We start from the raw sequence: 19,133 nt of genomic DNA on the forward strand, positions 1-19,133 counted from the left end.
ACTTCTACGTATTTTCTTAAAATAAACCGCAGCAATTAACGGGTTAACCGTCTTTTTCGGATTAAACTCACATCCAGAATTTGAGTTAACTAACAGACATCAGGAATTATCCGATAAAAAAATGCCGGCATTTCGCCGGCACATTTTCATGATGTTTTAATTACGCGCGCCAAGCTTTATAGCGGTTAATCAAACCATTGGTCGAGCTGTCGTGGCTGGTGATCGCTTTATCGTCACCCAGCTCTGGCAGAATGCGGTTTGCAAGCTGTTTGCCCAGTTCAACGCCCCACTGGTCAAAGGTGAAGATGTTCAGGATGGCACCCTGAGTAAAGATCTTGTGCTCGTACAGCGCAATCAGCGCCCCCAGGCTGAACGGGGTGATTTCACGCAGCAGGATGGAGTTGGTTGGGCGGTTGCCTTCAAACACTTTGAACGGCACAACGTGGTCCAGCGTGGCCGGATCTTTACCCTGATCGCGATACTCCTGCTCAACCACCTCGCGGGATTTACCGAACGCCAGCGCTTCAGTCTGGGCGAAGAAGTTAGACAGCAGTTTTGGATGGTGGTCAGACAGCGGGTTATGGGTAATAGCCGGGGCGATGAAATCGCACGGTACCATTTTGGTTCCCTGGTGGATCAGCTGGTAGAACGCGTGCTGGCCGTTAGTGCCCGGCTCACCCCAGATGATTGGACCCGTCTGGTAATCCACCGCGTTGCCGTTACGGTCAACGTACTTACCGTTGGATTCCATATTGCCCTGCTGGAAGTAGGCCGCAAAGCGATGCATGTACTGGTCGTACGGCAGGATCGCTTCGGTTTCAGCGCCAAAGAAGTTGTTGTACCAGATACCAATCAGCGCCAGCAGCACCGGCAGGTTTTTCTCAGGTGCGGTGGTGGAGAAGTGTTTATCCATCGCGTGCGCGCCGGAGAGCAGTTCAACGAAGTTATCGAAGCCTACGGACAGAATGATGGACAAACCGATGGCAGACCACAGAGAGTAACGGCCGCCAACCCAGTCCCAGAACTCGAACATGTTCGCGGTGTCGATACCGAACTCGCCAACCGCTTTACCATTGGTGGACAGCGCCGCAAAGTGTTTCGCCACGTGCTTGTTGTCGCCCGCGGTTTTCAGGAACCAGTCACGCGCGCTGTGGGCGTTGGTCATGGTTTCCTGGGTGGTGAAGGTTTTAGACGCCACCAGGAACAGGGTGGTTTCCGGGTTCACGTTCTTCAGCACTTCGGCGATGTGAGTACCATCGACGTTAGACACGAAATGCATGTTGAGGTGGTTTTTGTACGGACGCAGCGCTTCGGTCACCATGAACGGACCCAGGTCAGAACCGCCGATGCCGATGTTTACCACGTCGGTGATCGCTTTACCGGTATAGCCTTTCCAGCTACCGGAGATGATCGCTTCGGAGAAAGCTTTCATCTTTTCCAGCACCGCGTTCACTTCCGGCATCACATCTTTGCCGTCAACGATGATTGGCGTATTGCTACGGTTACGCAGGGCCACGTGCAGCACAGCACGGTCTTCGGTGCGGTTGATTTTCTCGCCGGAGAACATGGACTTGATAGCGTCGGCAAGCTGAGTCTCTTTTGCCAGATCCTGCAGCTTTGCCAGCGTCTCTTCGGTAATGCGGTTTTTGGAAAAATCCACCAGCATCAGGTCGTCGAAGGTCGCGGAGAACTTAGCGAAACGATCGGCATCTTTCTCGAACAGATCCGCGATGGTGACGTCTTTCATTTCATCAAAATGTTTCTGGAGTGCCTGCCAGGCAGCGGTCTGCGTTGGGTTGATGTTTTTCATTAGCAATACTCTTCTGATTTGAGAATTGTGACTGCGGTCGATTGTAGCGCCTGCAAATAAAAATTGTGATGGTTTTTATGCCATTGCCCTGGCCTGCATCAAACACAGGTGAAAAGACCCGAAAAGTATAGCTGCTGAAGTGCCCTCCCGGGCGGCGAATTGTCGGTCAAAAGGGGGTAAAACGGAGCATAAAATATGGCCCTGTTATAAGTCCTGTTTCTCAGGGGTACCCCCCCATAAAAAATCCGCATAATCCCAGCATTGACAGGACCTCCCCCGCATTTTATTTATAGGGCCGTATTTTGCGCCTGCACCTGTTTTCGTTTCACTCTTGTGCCAAGGTCGCTTATTCATTCCCTGACACGAGGTTGTTATGACGAGTTTTGTGGTCGCCAAGTTTGGCGGCACCAGTGTGGCCGACTACGATGCCATGAACCGCAGCGCCGATGTGGTGCTGGCCGATCCGAATACCCGCCTGGTGGTGCTCTCCGCATCCGCTGGCGTGACGAACCTGCTGGTTTCTCTGTCTGAAGGACTGGAAGCGACAGAACGTTTCGTGAAGCTGGATGCACTGCGCAAAATTCAGTTCGACATCCTTGAGCGTCTGCAAAATCCAAACGTGATCCGTGAAGAAGTGGAACGCCTGCTGGAAAATATCACCACCCTGGCAGAAGCAGCGTCTCTGGCCACCTCCACCGCCCTGACCGATGAACTGGTCAGCCACGGTGAATTGATGTCTACCCTGCTGTTTGTTGAAATCATGCGCGAACGTAACGTTCAGGCGCAGTGGTTTGACGTGCGTAAAGTGATGCGCACCAGTGACCGTTTTGGCCGCGCTGAACCGGACGTTGAGATGCTGGCTGAGCTCACCAACCAGCAACTGGCCCCGCGCCTGGCTGAAGGCATGGTGGTCACCCAGGGCTTTATCGGCAGCGAAGCCAAAGGTCGCACGACGACGCTGGGCCGTGGCGGCAGCGACTATACCGCGGCTCTGCTGGGTGAAGCTCTGCATGCCACCCGTGTGGATATCTGGACTGACGTGCCGGGTATCTACACCACCGACCCGCGCGTGGTTTCCGCGGCGAAACGTATTGATGTGATCGCGTTTGAAGAAGCGGCGGAAATGGCCACCTTCGGCGCGAAGGTGCTACACCCGGCTACGCTGCTGCCTGCCGTGCGCAGCGATATTCCGGTCTTCGTGGGCTCCAGTAAAGATCCTAAAGCGGGCGGCACGCTGGTTTGCAAGAAAACGGAAAACCCACCGCTGTTCCGTGCGCTGGCTCTGCGCCGTCGCCAGACGCTGGTGACGCTGCATAGCCACAATATGCTCCACTCCCGCGGTTTCCTGGCAGAGGTGTTTGGCATTCTGGCGCGTCACAATATCTCCGTAGACCTCATCACCACCTCCGAAGTGAGCATTGCGCTGACGCTGGACACCACCGGCTCGACCTCCACCGGCGATACCCTGCTGACGCAGTCGCTGCTGATTGAGTTGTCCGAGCTGTGCCGCGTGGAAGTAGAAGAAAACCTGGCGCTGGTGGCCATCATTGGCAACAAGCTGTCGCGCGCCTGCGGCGTGGGCAAAGAGGTGTTTGGTGTGCTCGACCCGTTCAACATCCGCATGATTTGCTACGGTGCCTCCAGCTACAACCTTTGTTTCCTGGTCCCTGCCGATCAGGCTGAGCAGGTTGTGCAGAAACTTCATCAGAATTTGTTTGAATAAAATTCGTTAGCACGTTAAACAATATCGATAAGCCGGGCACAGACCCGGCTTTTTCATAACAAAACAACACGACAATACTGCAAGGAATCAATATGTTATCCGTTATCACCCGGCTGTTCCCCATATGGGCGCTGCTGCTCTCTGTACTCGCGTATTACACGCCCGCCACGTTCACCGGTATTGGTCCATGGGTCGCCACGCTGCTGATGCTGATTATGTTCGGCATGGGCGTGCATTTAAAAATCGACGATTTCAAACGCGTGCTGTCGCGCCCGGCTCCGGTTGCTGCGGGTATCTTCCTGCATTACCTGGTGATGCCGCTCGCGGCGTGGCTGCTGGCGATGGCCTTTAAGATGCCGCCGGATCTCTCTGCCGGAATGGTGCTGGTGGGCAGCGTCGCCAGCGGCACGGCGTCTAACGTCATGATCTATCTGGCTAAAGGGGATGTAGCCCTCTCCGTTACCATTTCATCCGTTTCCACGCTGGTGGGCGTGATTGCCACGCCGCTGTTAACCCGCCTGTACGTGGACGCGCATATTCAGGTGGACGTGATGGGGATGCTGCTCAGCATTCTGCAGATTGTGGTGATCCCGATTGCACTGGGGCTGGTCATTCACCATCTGTTCCCGCGCGTGGTGAAAGCCGTTGAGCCCTACCTGCCTGCGTTTTCGATGGTCTGCATTCTGGCCATCATCAGCGCCGTGGTGGCGGGTTCTGCCTCGCACATTGCTTCCGTCGGTTTTGTGGTGATCGTCGCAGTCGTGCTGCATAACACCATCGGCCTGCTGGGAGGATACTGGGGCGGGAAGCTGTTTGGTTTCGACGAATCCACCTGCCGCACGCTGGCGATTGAAGTCGGGATGCAGAACTCCGGTCTGGCGGCGGCGCTTGGCAAAATTTACTTCTCGCCGCTGGCGGCCCTGCCGGGTGCCCTGTTCTCGGTGTGGCACAATCTTTCAGGTTCGCTGCTGGCGGGCTACTGGTCCGGCAAACCGATTAATGCACAAACGAAAAAAGAAGCGGTGAAACAGGATTGAATTGCTTTACACTGAAGCCTCCCCCTCAGGAGGCTTCAGCAATGGCTACACCACGTTTGACCCAGAAAGACATGACGGAAGCCGAGCAGCGCGAACTGAAAACGCTTCTCGACCGCGCCCGCATTGCACATGGCCGCACGCTGACGAACGCCGAAACCAATCAGGTGAAAAAAGAGTACATCGACAAGCTGATGGCGGAACGTGACGCTGCGGCGAAGAAAGCCCGCAAACTGAAAAAAGAGCAGGCTTATAAACCGGATGCAGAGGCGACCTTCTCCTGGTCCGCCAGCACGTCAACCCGTGGAAGGCGCTAATCAGCGCCCTTTCTTTTTACGACCCGGCTGGGTAAATCGCTTACCGTTACCCGGCTTGCCTCGCCCTTTCTCTTCCGCCTGCGGCGCCTTCACCACCGGGCGTTTAATCGCCTGGGTTTTCGGCTTCGCCTTAGCCTTCGGCTTCGCTTCTGACGACGAGTTTTCGATAAGCCTGAACAGCTCAATCAGCTCGTCATCCGTCAAGTCACGCCACTCGCCCAGCGGGATCCCGGACAGGCTAACGTTCATGATGCGTGTACGTTCAAGCTTCGTCACTTCATAACCGAAGTACTCGCACATGCGGCGGATCTGGCGGTTTAGGCCCTGTACCAGGGTAATACGGAACGCGAAAGGCGCTTCTTTCTTGACCTTACACTTCTTCGTCACCGTGCCCAGGATCGGCACGCCTGCGCTCATCCCGCGGATAAACTCGTCCGTTACCAGTTTGTTTACCGTAACGATGTACTCTTTCTCATGGTCGTTACCGGCTCGCAGGATTTTGTTCACCAGATCGCCATGGTTGGTGAGGAAAATCAGCCCCTGCGAATCTTTATCCAGACGGCCAATCGGGAAGATGCGGCTGCTGTGGTTCACGAAATCAACGATGTTGTCTCGCTCACCGTCTTCCGTGGTGCTGACAATCCCAACCGGTTTATTCAACGCGATAAACACCAGGTCTTCTGCATCACGCGGTTCAATGACCTGACCATTCACTTTGACCACGTCGCCAGGCACCACCTGATCGCCGATGGTGGCGCGTTTGCCGTTAAGAAACACGTTACCTTGTTCAATGTAACGGTCAGCCTCGCGACGTGAGCAGATCCCGCTCTCGCTAATGTATTTGTTTAATCGGGTTGATTGAGTTGGCAGCATAGTTTCTCCTGTGAAGGGCGAAATATACCTTAGGTTTGGGCTGGAAAAAAAGATTAGCCGACGGTAACTGAGACGTGTTCTTTAGTTTGCGAGAGGCTTTCAGGATTGAGCAACCTGTCATTTACCCATTTACTTACTCCTTTTATTTTGCTCATCAGGCAAAAGTGTTTGTAGTTTATAAATCACAGGGAGTACTATGAAGGAGATCGTTCAGACAGAATCCTTCCGACGCTGGGAGCAAAACCTGAAAGATCGGCGAGCGAAAACCATTATCGCTTCTCGGCTCTTTCGATTGTCATATGGCTTAAAGGGCGACGTTAAATCCGTGGGTGAAGGGATAAGTGAACTAAGAATCCACTATGGCCCGGGCTACAGAATCTATTTTAAACAAATAGGGGATTGCATCATCGTGCTGTTAAGTGGCGGCGATAAAAGCAGCCAGGATAAAGACATACTGATGGCAAAAATGCTGGCCAAGACATTCATTCTGCTGGAGTAATGCACATGAGTAAATTAACACCTTATGATCCAGCCGACGCACTGGTAGATGACGAGGAAATCGCAGTATTTATAGCTGATGCACTAGAAACAGGTGACTCGACGTATATCGCTAAAGCCCTTGGCGTTGTCGCGCGAGCCAAAGGAATGTCAAGCATTTCACAGCATACCGGCTTATCACGAGAGCAGCTTTATCGGTCATTCAGTGATAAGGGTAACCCAACGCTTAAAACCACAATGGCGGTTATGAAAGCGCTGGGCCTCGAGCTAACTCTCAAGCATGTTGAGAATTAATACTCGTCCCGCTCGTCATCTTCATCCGGCTGTTCCATCACGCTATAGGCCACCGCGCAGAACAACGAGTTAAGACGCTTCATGTCCCCCAGCAGCCCCAGGTGCAGGGAGCTGGTCTCGATACTCTGCACGTTTTGCTGGTGAAGACGCTCAACGTGGGCGTGCGAGTAGCGACGGTTGAGGATGCGGAAGCGATGCTTGTTACGACGCAGGCGGCGCGCGCTCGGCACGTCGCTGGAGAAGAAGACCAGCATCGCCAGCTTCAGGTTGCTCAACAGCTGTTCGTGGAGCGCTTCCAGCTCCTTCAGGCCCTCAATGGAGAATGCCCGACGTGCTGCCAGTGACTTATCTGCAATCTCACTCCCCATACGCTCCACGATATCGGAGGCTTGCTCCAGGTTGAGCGACATCTCGATGATTTCTGCCCAGCGGCGAGACTCCTCTTCCGCCAGTTCATCCTGCGGAATACGCGCCAGATAGAGCTTAATGGCGGTATAAAGCACGTTGATATCGTCCGCCAGCCTGCGCAACTCTTTCTCTTCGCGCGGTTCGCCGTGCATCACCTTCTGCAGCCCTTCGAGCATGGTTTCCATCGCATCACCCATGCGTAGCGTCTCGCGGGCGGCATTCGCCAGCGCCAGCGCCGGGGTATCCAGCGCGGAGGTATCCAGATGCTTCGGTTTCAGGCGCGCATCCAGCTCCGGTTCATCCTGAATGAGTCGTTCGCAAAAGCGGGCCATCGGCCCCGCAAAAGGCACCATCGCCAGGCAGCGCACCAGGTTATAGAAAACGTGGAAATAGATCACCAGCTCCGCTTTCGGCAGTGAGAGGTTATCCATCAGGTTCGCCAGCGGGTGCACAAACGGCAGGATAATCAGGCTACCCACCAGCTTAAACAGCAGGCTGCCGAGCGCCACGCGGCGAGCCGCAGCGTTGGCGGCACTGTTGTTGAGCATTGCCAGCAGGCCAGACCCCAGGTTCGCACCAATCACCAGACATAGCGCCACCGGGAAGGAGATCGCCCCGGCAGCGGTGAGCGTGGCCGTCAGCAATACGGCTGCCAGGCTTGAATAGCTGACGATGGCAAACACCGCGCCAATCAGCGCGTCCAGCATGATGTCACCGGTCAGAGAGGCGAAGATGACCTGAACGCCGTTGGCCTCGGTGATGGGGGTGACCGCCTGCACAATCAGCTCCAGCGCCAGCAGGATCAGCCCCAGGCCAATCCCCACGCGCCCAAGCTGCCCGGCACGCGTCTGTTTGCGCCCGAGGAAGAAGATGACGCCAATGAAAATCAGCAGCGGCGACAGCCAGGAGAGATCGAACGTCAGAATACGCGCCATCAGCGCGGTACCCACGTCGGCCCCCAGCACGATCACCAGTGCCGGCGCGAGCGCCACCAGATCCTGTGCCACAAAGGAGGTGACAAGCAGGGTGGTGGCATTACTGCTCTGAACCAGCGCCGTGACGCCTATCCCCGCACAAAAGGCGAGCGGCTTCTTCTCAACGCTGCTGCTGAGAACGGTGCGTAAACGAGCACCAAAGACGCGCATCACGCCGGTACGGACGATATGGGTCCCCCAAACGAGCAGTGCGACTGCGGAGAGCAGATGTAACAGGGTCAGCACGGAAGGTTTTCCTCCTTATCGTTATTCATTTTCCTTAGGTTCAGTATAAGGGTTTAAACGTAAGAAAGAGACAGGGCGCCCCATGAGCGCCCTGTTTGTTGTAAGGAAAAGTGATTTTAGTCGGCGTCGTAGCCGAGATTAGGCGCCAGCCAGCGCTCGACTTCTGACACGCTCATGCCTTTGCGCAGGGCGTAATCTTCGATCTGATCGCGCTGTAGCTGCGCCACGGCAAAGTACTTGCTGTCCGGGTGGCTGAAATACCAGCCGGAAACAGAAGCACCTGGCCACATGGCAAACGACTCGGTGAGTTTCATCCCCGTATGGGCCTCAACATCGAGAAGTTTCCAGATGGTGCCTTTTTCGGTGTGCTCCGGGCAGGCCGGATAGCCCGGCGCCGGGCGAATGCCCTGGTAGTTTTCGCGGATCAGCTCCTCGTTACTGAGGTTTTCATTGGCCGCGTAGCCCCAGTACACCTTACGTACGCGCTCATGCAGATACTCAGCGAAGGCTTCCGCCAGGCGGTCGGCAATCGCTTTGACCATGATTTTGTTGTAATCATCATGCTGCGCTTCGTATGCTTCCGCCAGCGCATCCTCTTCAAGTCCGCCGGTTACCGCAAAGGCGCCGATATAGTCGGCTTTGCCACTCAGTTTCGGTGCGACGAAATCCGCCAGACAGTAGTTAGCGAAGCCCACTTTCTCCGTTTGCTGACGCAGGTGATGGCTCACGGTCAGCACATGCGTGCGGGTTTCATCGCGGTAGATTTCCACATCGTCACCCACGCGGTTCGCCGGGAACAGCCCCACCACGCCGCGCGGATTGAGGGATTTCTCTGCACTCAGCTTGTCGAGCATGTCATTGGCATCTTTAAACAACCGCTTCGCCTCTTCACCTACCACCTCATCCTCGAGGATGCGCGGATATTTGCCCGCCAGCGACCAGGTCATGAAGAACGGCGTCCAGTCGATGTAGTTACGCAGCGTTTCGATGCTGGCGGTGACGTCCTGCACGCCCAGACGGTGCGCAACTGGCGGGGTATAGCTCGACCAGTCAAACGCCAGATCGTTATCGCGCGCCGCCTGAAGTGAAACCGGCGGCGTGCGCGGTTTCTTACGACCGTGCTGGATGCGGACGGTTTCGTACTCTTTGCGGGTGCGCGCCACGAAGTCATCGCGCTGAGTGTCGGAGAGCAGCGCGGACACCACGCCTACGGTGCGCGAGGCGTTCTGCACATAGACCGTCGGGCCGCTGTAGTTCTGTTCGATTTTTACCGCCGTATGCGCTTTCGAGGTGGTCGCTCCGCCAATCAGCAGCGGAATAGTGAAGCCCTGACGCTCCATCTCTTTCGCCACGTTGACCATCTCGTCCAGCGACGGCGTGATCAGCCCGGAAAGGCCAATCAGGTCGGCATTCACCTCACGCGCGGTTTTGAGGATTTTATCCGCCGGGACCATTACCCCGAGGTCGATAATTTCGTAGTTATTGCACTGCAGCACCACGCCGACGATATTCTTGCCGATGTCGTGCACGTCGCCCTTCACGGTGGCGATGACCATCTTGCCGTTGCTGGAGCCTTTCTCTTTGCTGGCCTCGATAAACGGCTCCAGATAGGCCACGGCCTGCTTCATCACGCGGGCAGATTTCACCACCTGCGGCAGGAACATTTTTCCCTCGCCGAACAGATCGCCGACCACGTTCATGCCGTCCATCAGCGGGCCTTCGATCACCTCAATCGGGCGGGCTGCCTGCTGGCGCGCTTCTTCGGTGTCCTGCTCAATAAACTCGGTGATGCCTTTCACCAGCGAATATTCCAGACGCTTTTTCACGTCCCAGGAACGCCACTCGGCCTGCTGAACGTTGGCCGATTCATCCGTTTTGCTGCCGCGGTATTTCTCCGCGAGGTCCAGCATGCGCTCGGTGGCGTCGTCGCGACGGTTAAGGATCACATCTTCTACCGCGTCGCGAAGCTCGGCAGGGAGGTCATCGTAAATCGCCAGCTGGCCGGCGTTTACGATCCCCATGTCCATCCCGTTGCGGATGGCGTAGTAGAGGAACACGGCGTGGATCGCTTCACGCACCGGGTCGTTGCCGCGGAACGAGAACGACACGTTCGACACGCCGCCGGAGATTAACGCATGCGGCAATTCACGTTTAATGTCTTCACATGCGCCGATAAAGTCCTGGGCATAGTTGTTATGCTCTTCAATCCCGGTCGCGACGGCGAAAATGTTCGGGTCGAAGATGATGTCTTCCGGCGGGAAACCCACCTCTTCGGTCAAAATCTTGTACGCGCGGCGGCATATCTCAATTTTACGCTCGCGGGTATCCGCCTGGCCCACTTCGTCGAAGGCCATGACCACCACGGCAGCACCGTAGCGGCGGACCATCTTCGCGTGGTGGATAAAGATATCAACGCCCTCTTTCATCGAGATAGAGTTGACGATGCCTTTACCCTGAATGCACTTCAGCCCTTTTTCGATGACTTCCCATTTGGAGGAGTCGATCATGATCGGCACGCGGGCAATGTCCGGCTCGCCGGCAATCAGATTGAGGAAACGCACCATCGCCGCTTCGGCGTCGAGCATCCCCTCGTCCATGTTGATATCAATAATCTGTGCGCCGCTTTCCACCTGCTGGCGGGCGACGTCCAGCGCTTCGCTGTATTTCTCTTCTTTGATCAGACGTTTGAACTTCGCGGAACCGGTAACGTTAGTCCGCTCACCCACGTTCACAAACAGGCTGTCGTCACCAATGGTCAACGGCTCGAGACCAGAAAGACGACAGGCAACGGGAAGCTCAGGCAGCTTACGCGGCGGCAGCCCGGCCACGGCGTTGCTCATGGCGGCAATGTGTTCCGGCGTGGTGCCGCAGCAGCCGCCAACAATGTTCAGGAAGCCAGATTCAGCCCACTCGCGGATTTGCGCCGCCATGGTGTCGGCATCCAGATCGTATTCACCAAAGGCATTGGGCAGACCGGCGTTCGGGTGCGCGGTGACATAGCATTCTGCGATGCGCGATAACTCCTGCACGTACTGGCGCAGTTCATCTGGCCCCAGAGCACAGTTCAGGCCAAAGGAGAGCGCTTCCGCGTGGCGCAGGGAGTTATAAAACGCTTCTGTGGTCTGGCCGGACAGGGTACGGCCGGAAGCGTCGGTGATGGTGCCGGAAATCATGATCGGCAGGTCAACGCCCAGTGCCTCGAACTCCTCTTTCACCGCGTAAATCGCGGCTTTGGCGTTGAGGGTGTCGAAAACCGTTTCAATCAGGATCAGGTCGGAACCGCCTTCCACCAGCGCTTTGGTCGATTCACGGTAGGCAGCGACCAGCTGGTCAAAGGTGATATTACGAAATGCCGGGTCGTTGACGTCCGGTGAGATTGATGCGGTGCGGTTGGTTGGGCCAAGCACCCCGGCAACGTAGCGCGGTTTGTCCGGCGTGCGGGCAGTCCATTCATCTGCGCAGGCACGAGCCAGTTTAGCCGCCTCAAAGTTGATCTCCGCCGACAGGGATTCCATCTGGTAATCCGCCATGGCGATGGTTGTCGAGTTAAAGGTGTTGGTTTCAACGATATCCGCCCCTGCCTCGAAGTAGGCATTGTGGATATCCTTAATGACGGACGGCTTGCTGAGCACCAGCAGGTCGTTGTTACCTTTCAGATCGCAAGGCCAGTCAGCGAAGCGTTCGCCGCGGAAATCGTCTTCACTCAGACGATAGCCCTGGATCATCGTGCCCATGCCGCCGTCCAGCACCAGAATTCGTTCATTTAACTGCGCACGCAGTTGCTCTACTTTGCTGCTCACACTTGCTCCCGACAACGCTCAACAAGGCCAAAAGGCTGCGTTCCATACTGGCACAATCTCGCAGGGTGGAAAAGTCACACAGCAGTAACATGAGACATGTTCACCATCACTCCTCCGATCAGTCAGGATAAAGGTTGCAAAATCACCAAATAAAACGAAAATGATTTCCACGATACAGAAAAAGGAGATCGTCATGGTCGCGACCGTTCCCGCCAAACGCGGCAGAAAACCTGCTGCCACTACCGCCGCCCAACCCGGCGGACAGGTTCAATCGCTCACGCGCGGTCTGAAGCTGCTGGAGTGGATAGCCGAGTCGCACAGCAGCGTGGCCCTGACGGAGCTGGCCCAGCAGGCTGGCCTGCCGAACTCCACCACGCACCGCCTGCTGACCACTATGCAGCAGCTGGGCTTTGTCCGCCAGGTCGGCGAGTTGGGACACTGGGCGGTGGGCGCACATGCCTTTATCGTTGGCAGCAGCTTCCTGCAAAGCCGCAATCTGCTGGCGATTGTGCATCCGATTCTGCGCAAGCTGATGGAAGATTCCGGCGAGACGGTAAACCTGGCGGTGCTTGATCAGAGCGATCATCAGGCAATCATTATCGATCAGGTGCAGTGCACGCAGCTGATGCGTATGTCCGCGCCGATTGGCGGTAAGCTGCCGATGCATGCGTCCGGGGCAGGAAAAGCGTTTCTGTCTCAGCTCAGCGAAGATCAGGTGACAGTGCTGCTGCATCGTAAAGGGCTGCACGCCTATACCCATGCCACGCTGGTTTCGCCGGTGCATCTGAAAGAGGATCTGGCGTTAACCCGCAAGCGTGGCTATTCATTTGATGATGAAGAACATGCTTTGGGTCTGCGCTGTATCGCGGCCTGTATCTTTGACGAGCACCGCGAGCCGTTTGCCGCCATCTCTATCTCCGGGCCGATTTCGCGCATGACCGACGACCGCGTTACCGAGTTAGGTGCGCTGGTGATTAAGGCGGCGAAAGAGGTGACGCTGGCGTATGGTGGGATTCGTTAAACCGGATGCAAAACCGCTGCTTGCGGCGGTAAGCGTACACATCTTCCACATGCCCGTTTTTGATCCGCGTTTGCAGCCCACGCCAGTAGCTGGCACGAAAAAGGTCGGCGTGCATCTCTTCAAATAGCGGCCCGATGCGCGGGTCGGCGCACAGCCAGTGGCGAAACTCTTCGGGAAAGACATCGCCCGGCGAAACGCTGTACCACGGTTCACCAGACAGTTCATCTTCCGGGTAACGAGGCGGCGGGATATCGCGGAAATTCACTTCGGTCATGTAACAAATCTCGTCGTAATCATAAAACACCACTCGCCCGTGGCGCGTGACGCCGAAGTTTTTAAACAGCATATCGCCCGGAAAAATATTGGCTGCGGCAAGCTGGCGAATCGCGTTACCGTATTCTTCTATAGCATCGCGCAGCGCCTGACCCTCGGACTGCTCCAGCCAGATGTTCAGCGGCACCATGCGGCGCTCGATGTAAAGATGGCTAATCACGATTTTGTCGCCAAGATCGATGATTTTCCCCGATGCTTCCTTGAGCAAAAGCGCCATCAGCGCCGGGTCGATCTGTTGTTTATCCAGCACAAAGTTTTCGAATTCCTGAGTATCCGCCATACGTCCGACACGGTCATGCTCTTTGACCAGCTGATAGCAGGCACGGACGTGCGCGGCGGTCATCTCTTTCTGCGGCGCGAAGCGGTCTTTAATGACCTTAAATACGCGGTCGAACCCCGGAAGCGTAAATACCAGCATCACCATGCCGCGAATGCCGGGCGCTTCGATAAACTGTTCATCTGCGGTGGTGACATAACGCAGGTATTCCCGATAGCTTTCCGTTTTAGCGTGCTTCTGACAGCCAATCGCCATATACAGCTCGGCGGTGGTTTTGCCCGGCAGGATCTCCCGCAGCCATTCCACCAGCGCGGCAGGCAACGGTGCGTACACCATGAAATAGGAGCGGGCGAAGCCAAATACAATGCTGGCCTCGGCGCTGGTGGTCAGGCAGGTATCGACAAACAGTTCCCCGTCATCTGTGCGATGGATGGGTAGCAGAAACGGTACGATGGCCGATGGCGTGACCAGTTTTCCTACCAGCCAGGCGGCTTTATTGCGGTAGAAAAGCTCGTTGGCAACCTGCAAGTGGCTGCGGCCGAGTAACGCCTCGCCGAAGGTTTCGCGCAGGTGGGTGTGGATATAACCTATATCCCGGGTTTTATTCTCCCAGGGCAAACGCAGCGGCAAATCGGTTAGCACACGGTGCAAAAGCTTCTCCCACCCGCGTTCCGGGAAGAAATCTTTCGCCAGCGGACGTGGGATAGCACGAAATCGTCGTTCAGGCTGAGAGCTGAAGATAAATAACCGCTCAGGAGATAATGAGCGGTGGTCAAATAACCGGCAATAGACGGAGTTGAAAAAGCTCTCCGCAATCTCGAAGCGCGGGTAGTCAGGTAATAAATGGGTGTAGTGCTCTTTCACGCGCAGTAAAAAGTCCGCATCCGGGCTTTTACCATCGGTAATACAGCGCAACTGCTCCACCACCAGACCCACGTGGTGGTCATAAAGGTGAATACGCTGCTTCATGGCCTGCTGAACCGCATGCCAGTCTGCATGTTCGAAGCGCTGTTGCGCACCGGATGTCACTTCAAGAAAACGACCATACTGGGCATCGAAGCCCTGCAAAATAGTTTGAGCAATCAGTAATTCCAGGCCACGCGACATATATTCCCCCTCACCCCAACCCTCTCCCCGAGGGGGGAGAGGGGGAAACGATTAGAACTGTGCTTCTTCGGTTGATCCCGTTAAGGCGGTGACGGAGGAGGCACCGCCCTGAATGATGGTGGTCACGTTGTCGAAGTAGCCCGTACCCACTTCCTGCTGGTGAGAAACGAAGGTATAACCCTCTTTTCCGGCGGCGAATTCTGGCTGCTGAACCTTCTCGACGTAGTGTTTCATGCCTTCACCCTGCGCATAAGCATGTGCAAGGTCGAACATGTTGAACCACATGCTGTGGATACCCGCCAGGGTAATGAACTGGTACTTGTAGCCCATGTCAGAAAGCTGCTGCTGGAAGCTGGCGATGGTTTTATCATCCAGATTCTTCTGCCAGTTGAAGGAGGGCGAGCAGTTATAGGCCAGCAGTTTGCCCGGATATTTCGCATGAATGGCATCGGCAAAACGTTTTGCCAGCGCCAGATCCGGCGTGGAGGTTTCACACCAGACCAGGTCGGCGTAAGGGGCATACGCCAGGCCACGGCTGATCGCCTGTTCGATGCCTGCATGGGTACGATAGAACCCTTCACTGGTGCGCTCACCGGTGATGAACTCGCTGTCGTACGGATCGCAGTCAGAGGTGATCAGGTCAGCCGCATCCGCATCGGTACGGGCAATGACCAGCGTCGGCACGCCGAGCACGTCTGCCGCCAGACGCGCGGCAACCAGCTTCTGAATCGCTTCCTGGGTCGGAACCAACACCTTACCGCCCATGTGTCCGCACTTCTTCACCGATGCCAGCTGATCTTCGAAGTGAACTGCCGCTGCACCGGCCTCAATCATTGATTTCATCAGCTCGAACGCGTTCAGCACGCCGCCGAAACCCGCTTCCGCATCCGCGACGATCGGCAGGAAGTAGTCAATAAAGCGCGGATCGTTGGGTTCGATGCCTGCCGCCCACTGGATCTGATCCGCACGGCGGAAGGTGTTGTTGATTCGATCAACCACCGACGGCACGGAGTTCGCCGGGTAGAGGGACTGATCCGGATACATACTGGATGCCAGGTTGGCATCCGCCGCAACCTGCCAGCCGGAAAGATAGACAGCCTCAATACCGGCCTTCGCCTGCTGCAGTGCCTGACCGCCGGTCAACGCCCCGAGGCTATTGATATAACCCTTTTTGGAACCACCGTGCAGCAGCTTCCACATTTTCGCCGCGCCATTTTGCGCCAGCGTGCATTCCGGATTGACCGAGCCGCGTAATTTCACCACTTCTTCCGCGCTGTACGGACGACGAATGCCTTCCCAGCGCGGTTGTGTCCATTCTTTCTTCAGTTCTTCGATTTGTTGGGTACGGGTTTTCATGTGCAGATGCTCCATATTGTTATGTGGTGAGTTACGCCAGGAAGCGGTAGCCCGGCAGGGTCAGGAAGTCGATTAAGTCATCTGAGGTGGTGATTTGTTCCATCAGGCGTGCAGCATCGTCAAAACGTCCGCTGCTGAATCGGTGTTCGCCCAACTCGTCCTGGATCACCCGCATTTCTTCGGCCAGCATCTGGCGGAACAGGGCTTTGGTCACCGGCTTGCCGTTGCTGAGCGTTTTTTGATGATGGATCCATTGCCAGATAGAGGTGCGGGAGATTTCCGCCGTGGCGGCATCTTCCATCAGGCCGTAGATCGGCACGCAGCCGTTGCCGGAGATCCACGCTTCGATGTACTGCACCGCAACGCGAATGTTGGCGCGCATGCCCTCTTCCGTACGTTCACCTGCACACGGTGCCAGCAGCTGTTCTTCAGCCGTTGGCGCATCCTCTTCGCGCGTAACAAAGAGCTGATTTTTATTGTCACCGAGTACGCGGTTAAAGACTTCCATTGCCGTGTCTGCGAGGCCCGGATGGGCGATCCACGTTCCGTCATGACCGTTACGCGCTTCAAGCTCTTTATCGGCCTTCACTTTGTTGAGCACCTGATTGTTACGCTCCGCGTCTTTGCTCGGAATAAATGCCGCCATGCCGCCCATCGCAAAGGCACCGCGCTTGTGGCAGGTTTTGATCAGCAGGCGCGAGTAGGCGCTCAGGAACGGCTTATCCATAGTGACGACCTGACGATCGGGCAGTACACGATCGGGATAATTTTTCAGGGTTTTGATATAGCTGAAGATATAGTCCCAACGCCCACAGTTCAGGCCGACGATGTGGTCACGCAGGGCATGCAGAATTTCGTTCATCTGGAAAACCGCAGGCAGCGTTTCAATCAACAGGGTGGCTTTGATGGTGCCACGTGGCAGGTTGAAACGATCTTCTGCATAACTGAACACCTCACTCCACCACGCCGCTTCCTGCCAAGCCTGCGTTTTTGGCAGATAGAAATAGGGGCCGCTGCCTTTTGCCAGCAGGTTTTTGTGGTTGTGGAAGAAATAGAGCGCGAAATCAAACAGGCTGCCGGGAATGGCTTCCCCACGCCAGGTGACGTGTTTTTCAGGCAGATGGAGACCGCGTACGCGACAGATCAGCACCGCCGGATTCGGTTTAAGTTGATAGATTTTCCCGGCTTCGTTGGTATAGCTGATGGTGCCGTTCACGGCGTCGCGCAGGTTGATTTGCCCCTCGATAACCTTACGCCAGTCCGGTGCCAGCGAGTCTTCAAAATCAGCCATAAAGACTTTAACGTTCGCGTTCATGGCGTTGATCACCATTTTGCGTTCTACCGGACCGGTGATCTCAACGCGGCGATCCTGTAAATCTTCAGGAATACCACGAATTTTCCACTCACCACGGCGAATGGAAGCGGTTTCCGAAATAAACCCAGGCAACTTGCCATCGTCAATTTCCTGCTGCTGGTGAATGCGTGCTGCCAGCAGCTTATTGCGCTGCGGCGTAAAGCGGGTCACCAGTTCAGTCAGAAATTCGACCGCCTCTGCCGTCAATATTTGCTGTTCTTGCTCACCATGCGGCTGGGTAAAGGCCAGTTCGTCGACCGTCGTTGCCTGTTGAGTCATTACTCTGCTCCTCATCAAAGATCCAAAATCACGCCCCCGATGCGAACGAAAGATCGTTGTGTAGTTTTCGCTCAGCAGAATTAAGACTATCTCTATTTTTTCCAAAATCAAAAACAATTTCCATTTTATTTAATTTATAACGTTAACTCCTTGATCAGTATGAAATTAAAGTTTTCCCCAATGTTGAGTAGAATTTCGGAAATAAAAAAGGCACCCGAAGGTGCCTGATGCGAACAGCTGAAACGCTTTAGGATCGTTTAATGCAGAAGATTACTCTAGCGTCGGATTCATGTGTCGCAGATCGTATGGCGTGATTTGGTAGACGTAATAGTTGAGCCAGTTTGTAAAAAGCAAATTCCCGTGGCTGCGCCAGGTTGCTCTCGGTTTGTTTTGTGGATCGTTTTTCGGGAAATAGTTGTACGGCACATCCGGATTAAGACCCGCTTCGACATCACGGAAATACTCTGACGCGAGGGTATGCGGATCGTATTCAGGATGCCCGGTTACAAAGGCAATGCGCTTATCTTTGCTGGCAAACAGGTATGCATCCCCATCTTCCGTTTCGGCCAGGATCTCCAGATCGGTGTAATCACGGATCAGCTGCGCCGGGAAATCGGCATAGCGCGAATGCGGCGCCAGAAACGAATCATCAAACCCGCGCGTCAGCAGAGCATGTGGATGAAGAATGTGGTGTTCGTATACGCCGGAGAGCTTTTCAGTGCGGGTTTGTTTAGGGATACCATAAAGAATATTCAGTGCCGCCTGTACCGCCCAACAAACAAACAAGGTGGACGTGACGTGATCTTTTGCCCACTCCAGGACCTGTTTGATCTGCGGCCAGTAGGCAACATCGTTAAATTCAACCAGACCGAGCGGTGCGCCGGTCACAATCAGGCCGTCGAAGTTTTCACCCTGAATGTCATCGAAGTTACAGTAAAAGTTGTTCAGGTGCTCAGAAGGCGTGTTGCGTGACTCGCGCGCATCGATCCGCAGCAGCTGAATATCGACCTGCAGCGGAGAGTTTGAAAGCAGACGCAGGAACTGATTCTCTGTTTCAATCTTTTTCGGCATCAGGTTGAGAATAAGAACCTTCAGCGGGCGAATTTCCTGAACTGTTGCGCGTGAAGCCGTCATCACAAAGACGTTCTCTTCACGTAAGAAATTGACGGCTGGTAGCTCGTCCTGCACCCGAATCGGCATATCGTTGAATCCTCAAAGCATACGTATAAACGTTTAGACATCCAGACAGCTAACAATACCGAGATCCGGCCTGAATGTCGAGTCTGCAAGAGGAAGGTGAGAAAGTTTCAAGGAGAGGAATAAAACCCAAAGCAAAAAACCCCGCACCTTACGGTACGGGGTTCTTCTTGTTTGATGCCTGGCAGTTCCCTACTCTCACATGGGGAGACCCCACACTACCATCGGCGCT

General features: G+C 55.3%; 14 protein-coding genes. 6 read left to right on the forward strand and 8 right to left on the reverse strand.

Translation table 11 applies throughout. The annotated features are described in order from the left end of the window. Window positions 1–160: 160 nt before the first annotated feature. Window positions 161–1,810: a glucose-6-phosphate isomerase gene (gene pgi / locus ACOTYN_RS12900; protein ID WP_071922698.1), complete on the reverse strand. Its 1,650-nt coding sequence runs from the start codon at window positions 1,808–1,810 to the stop codon at window positions 161–163. A 373-nt stretch (window positions 1,811–2,183) separates the two neighbouring features. Here pgi and lysC point away from each other — a divergent pair, with 373 nt between their 5' ends. From lysC to ACOTYN_RS12915, 3 genes are all read left to right on the forward strand, one after another. After that, window positions 2,184–3,533, forward strand: coding sequence for a lysine-sensitive aspartokinase 3 (lysC, locus tag ACOTYN_RS12905; protein WP_023331779.1), 1,350 nt, complete (start codon window positions 2,184–2,186; stop codon window positions 3,531–3,533). 92 nt (window positions 3,534–3,625) lie between these two features. Beyond that, on the forward strand, window positions 3,626–4,570 hold the full coding sequence (panS, locus tag ACOTYN_RS12910) for a ketopantoate/pantoate/pantothenate transporter PanS (RefSeq protein ID WP_014882094.1): 945 nt from the start codon (window positions 3,626–3,628) through the stop codon (window positions 4,568–4,570). A gap of 41 nt (window positions 4,571–4,611) precedes the next feature. Beyond that, window positions 4,612–4,884, forward strand: a complete 273-nt coding sequence (locus ACOTYN_RS12915) for a DUF3811 domain-containing protein (protein ID WP_014882093.1) — start codon at window positions 4,612–4,614, stop codon at window positions 4,882–4,884. On the opposite strand, the gene rluF is transcribed toward ACOTYN_RS12915, so the two are convergent. After that, window positions 4,885–5,757: a 23S rRNA pseudouridine(2604) synthase RluF gene (rluF, locus tag ACOTYN_RS12920; RefSeq protein ID WP_032637776.1), complete on the reverse strand. Its 873-nt coding sequence runs from the start codon at window positions 5,755–5,757 to the stop codon at window positions 4,885–4,887. A 196-nt stretch (window positions 5,758–5,953) separates the two neighbouring features. On the opposite strand from rluF, the gene ACOTYN_RS12925 reads away from it, so the two are divergent. Together ACOTYN_RS12925 and ACOTYN_RS12930 are read left to right on the forward strand one after the other, a co-directional pair. After that, on the forward strand, window positions 5,954–6,256 hold the full coding sequence (locus ACOTYN_RS12925; protein WP_071922699.1) for a type II toxin-antitoxin system RelE/ParE family toxin: 303 nt from the start codon (window positions 5,954–5,956) through the stop codon (window positions 6,254–6,256). A gap of 5 nt (window positions 6,257–6,261) precedes the next feature. Continuing rightward, a complete protein-coding gene (locus tag ACOTYN_RS12930) occupies window positions 6,262–6,549 on the forward strand; it encodes an addiction module antidote protein (protein WP_047625021.1) in 288 nt (95 codons plus the stop codon). On the opposite strand, the gene ACOTYN_RS12935 is transcribed toward ACOTYN_RS12930, so the two are convergent. Both ACOTYN_RS12935 and metH read right to left on the reverse strand, forming a co-directional pair. Next, complete coding sequence (locus ACOTYN_RS12935) at window positions 6,546–8,177, reverse strand: Na/Pi cotransporter family protein (RefSeq protein ID WP_014882089.1); 1,632 nt, start codon at window positions 8,175–8,177, stop codon at window positions 6,546–6,548. The two genes, ACOTYN_RS12930 and ACOTYN_RS12935, sit on opposite strands and share 4 nt — an antisense overlap. A 116-nt stretch (window positions 8,178–8,293) precedes the next feature. Further along, window positions 8,294–11,977, reverse strand: coding sequence for a methionine synthase (gene metH, locus ACOTYN_RS12940; protein WP_045268802.1), 3,684 nt, complete (start codon window positions 11,975–11,977; stop codon window positions 8,294–8,296). 193 nt (window positions 11,978–12,170) lie between these two features. On the opposite strand from metH, the gene iclR reads away from it, so the two are divergent. Next, window positions 12,171–12,998, forward strand: coding sequence for a glyoxylate bypass operon transcriptional repressor IclR (gene iclR, locus ACOTYN_RS12945; RefSeq protein ID WP_139243852.1), 828 nt, complete (start codon window positions 12,171–12,173; stop codon window positions 12,996–12,998). Here the strand turns inward: iclR and aceK are convergent. The 4 genes from aceK to metA all read right to left on the reverse strand — a co-directional run bounded on the left by aceK (window position 12,952) and on the right by metA (window position 18,904). After that, entirely contained in the window at window positions 12,952–14,715 is a 1,764-nt protein-coding gene (gene aceK / locus ACOTYN_RS12950; RefSeq protein WP_332957863.1) for a bifunctional isocitrate dehydrogenase kinase/phosphatase, read from the reverse strand. The two genes, iclR and aceK, sit on opposite strands and share 47 nt — an antisense overlap. 51 nt (window positions 14,716–14,766) lie before the next feature. Then, window positions 14,767–16,071: an isocitrate lyase gene (gene aceA / locus ACOTYN_RS12955; RefSeq protein WP_014882085.1), complete on the reverse strand. Its 1,305-nt coding sequence runs from the start codon at window positions 16,069–16,071 to the stop codon at window positions 14,767–14,769. Window positions 16,072–16,102: 31 nt separating this feature from the next. Continuing rightward, a complete protein-coding gene (gene aceB, locus ACOTYN_RS12960) occupies window positions 16,103–17,704 on the reverse strand; it encodes a malate synthase A (protein WP_045281844.1) in 1,602 nt (533 codons plus the stop codon). Window positions 17,705–17,974: 270 nt separating this feature from the next. Beyond that, on the reverse strand, window positions 17,975–18,904 hold the full coding sequence (gene metA, locus ACOTYN_RS12965; protein WP_014882083.1) for a homoserine O-acetyltransferase MetA: 930 nt from the start codon (window positions 18,902–18,904) through the stop codon (window positions 17,975–17,977). Window positions 18,905–19,133 lie beyond the last annotated feature (229 nt).

It is taken from the genome of Enterobacter cloacae complex sp. IR5458 (genome assembly GCF_049238025.1).
Taxonomy (GTDB): domain Bacteria; phylum Pseudomonadota; class Gammaproteobacteria; order Enterobacterales; family Enterobacteriaceae; genus Enterobacter; species Enterobacter kobei.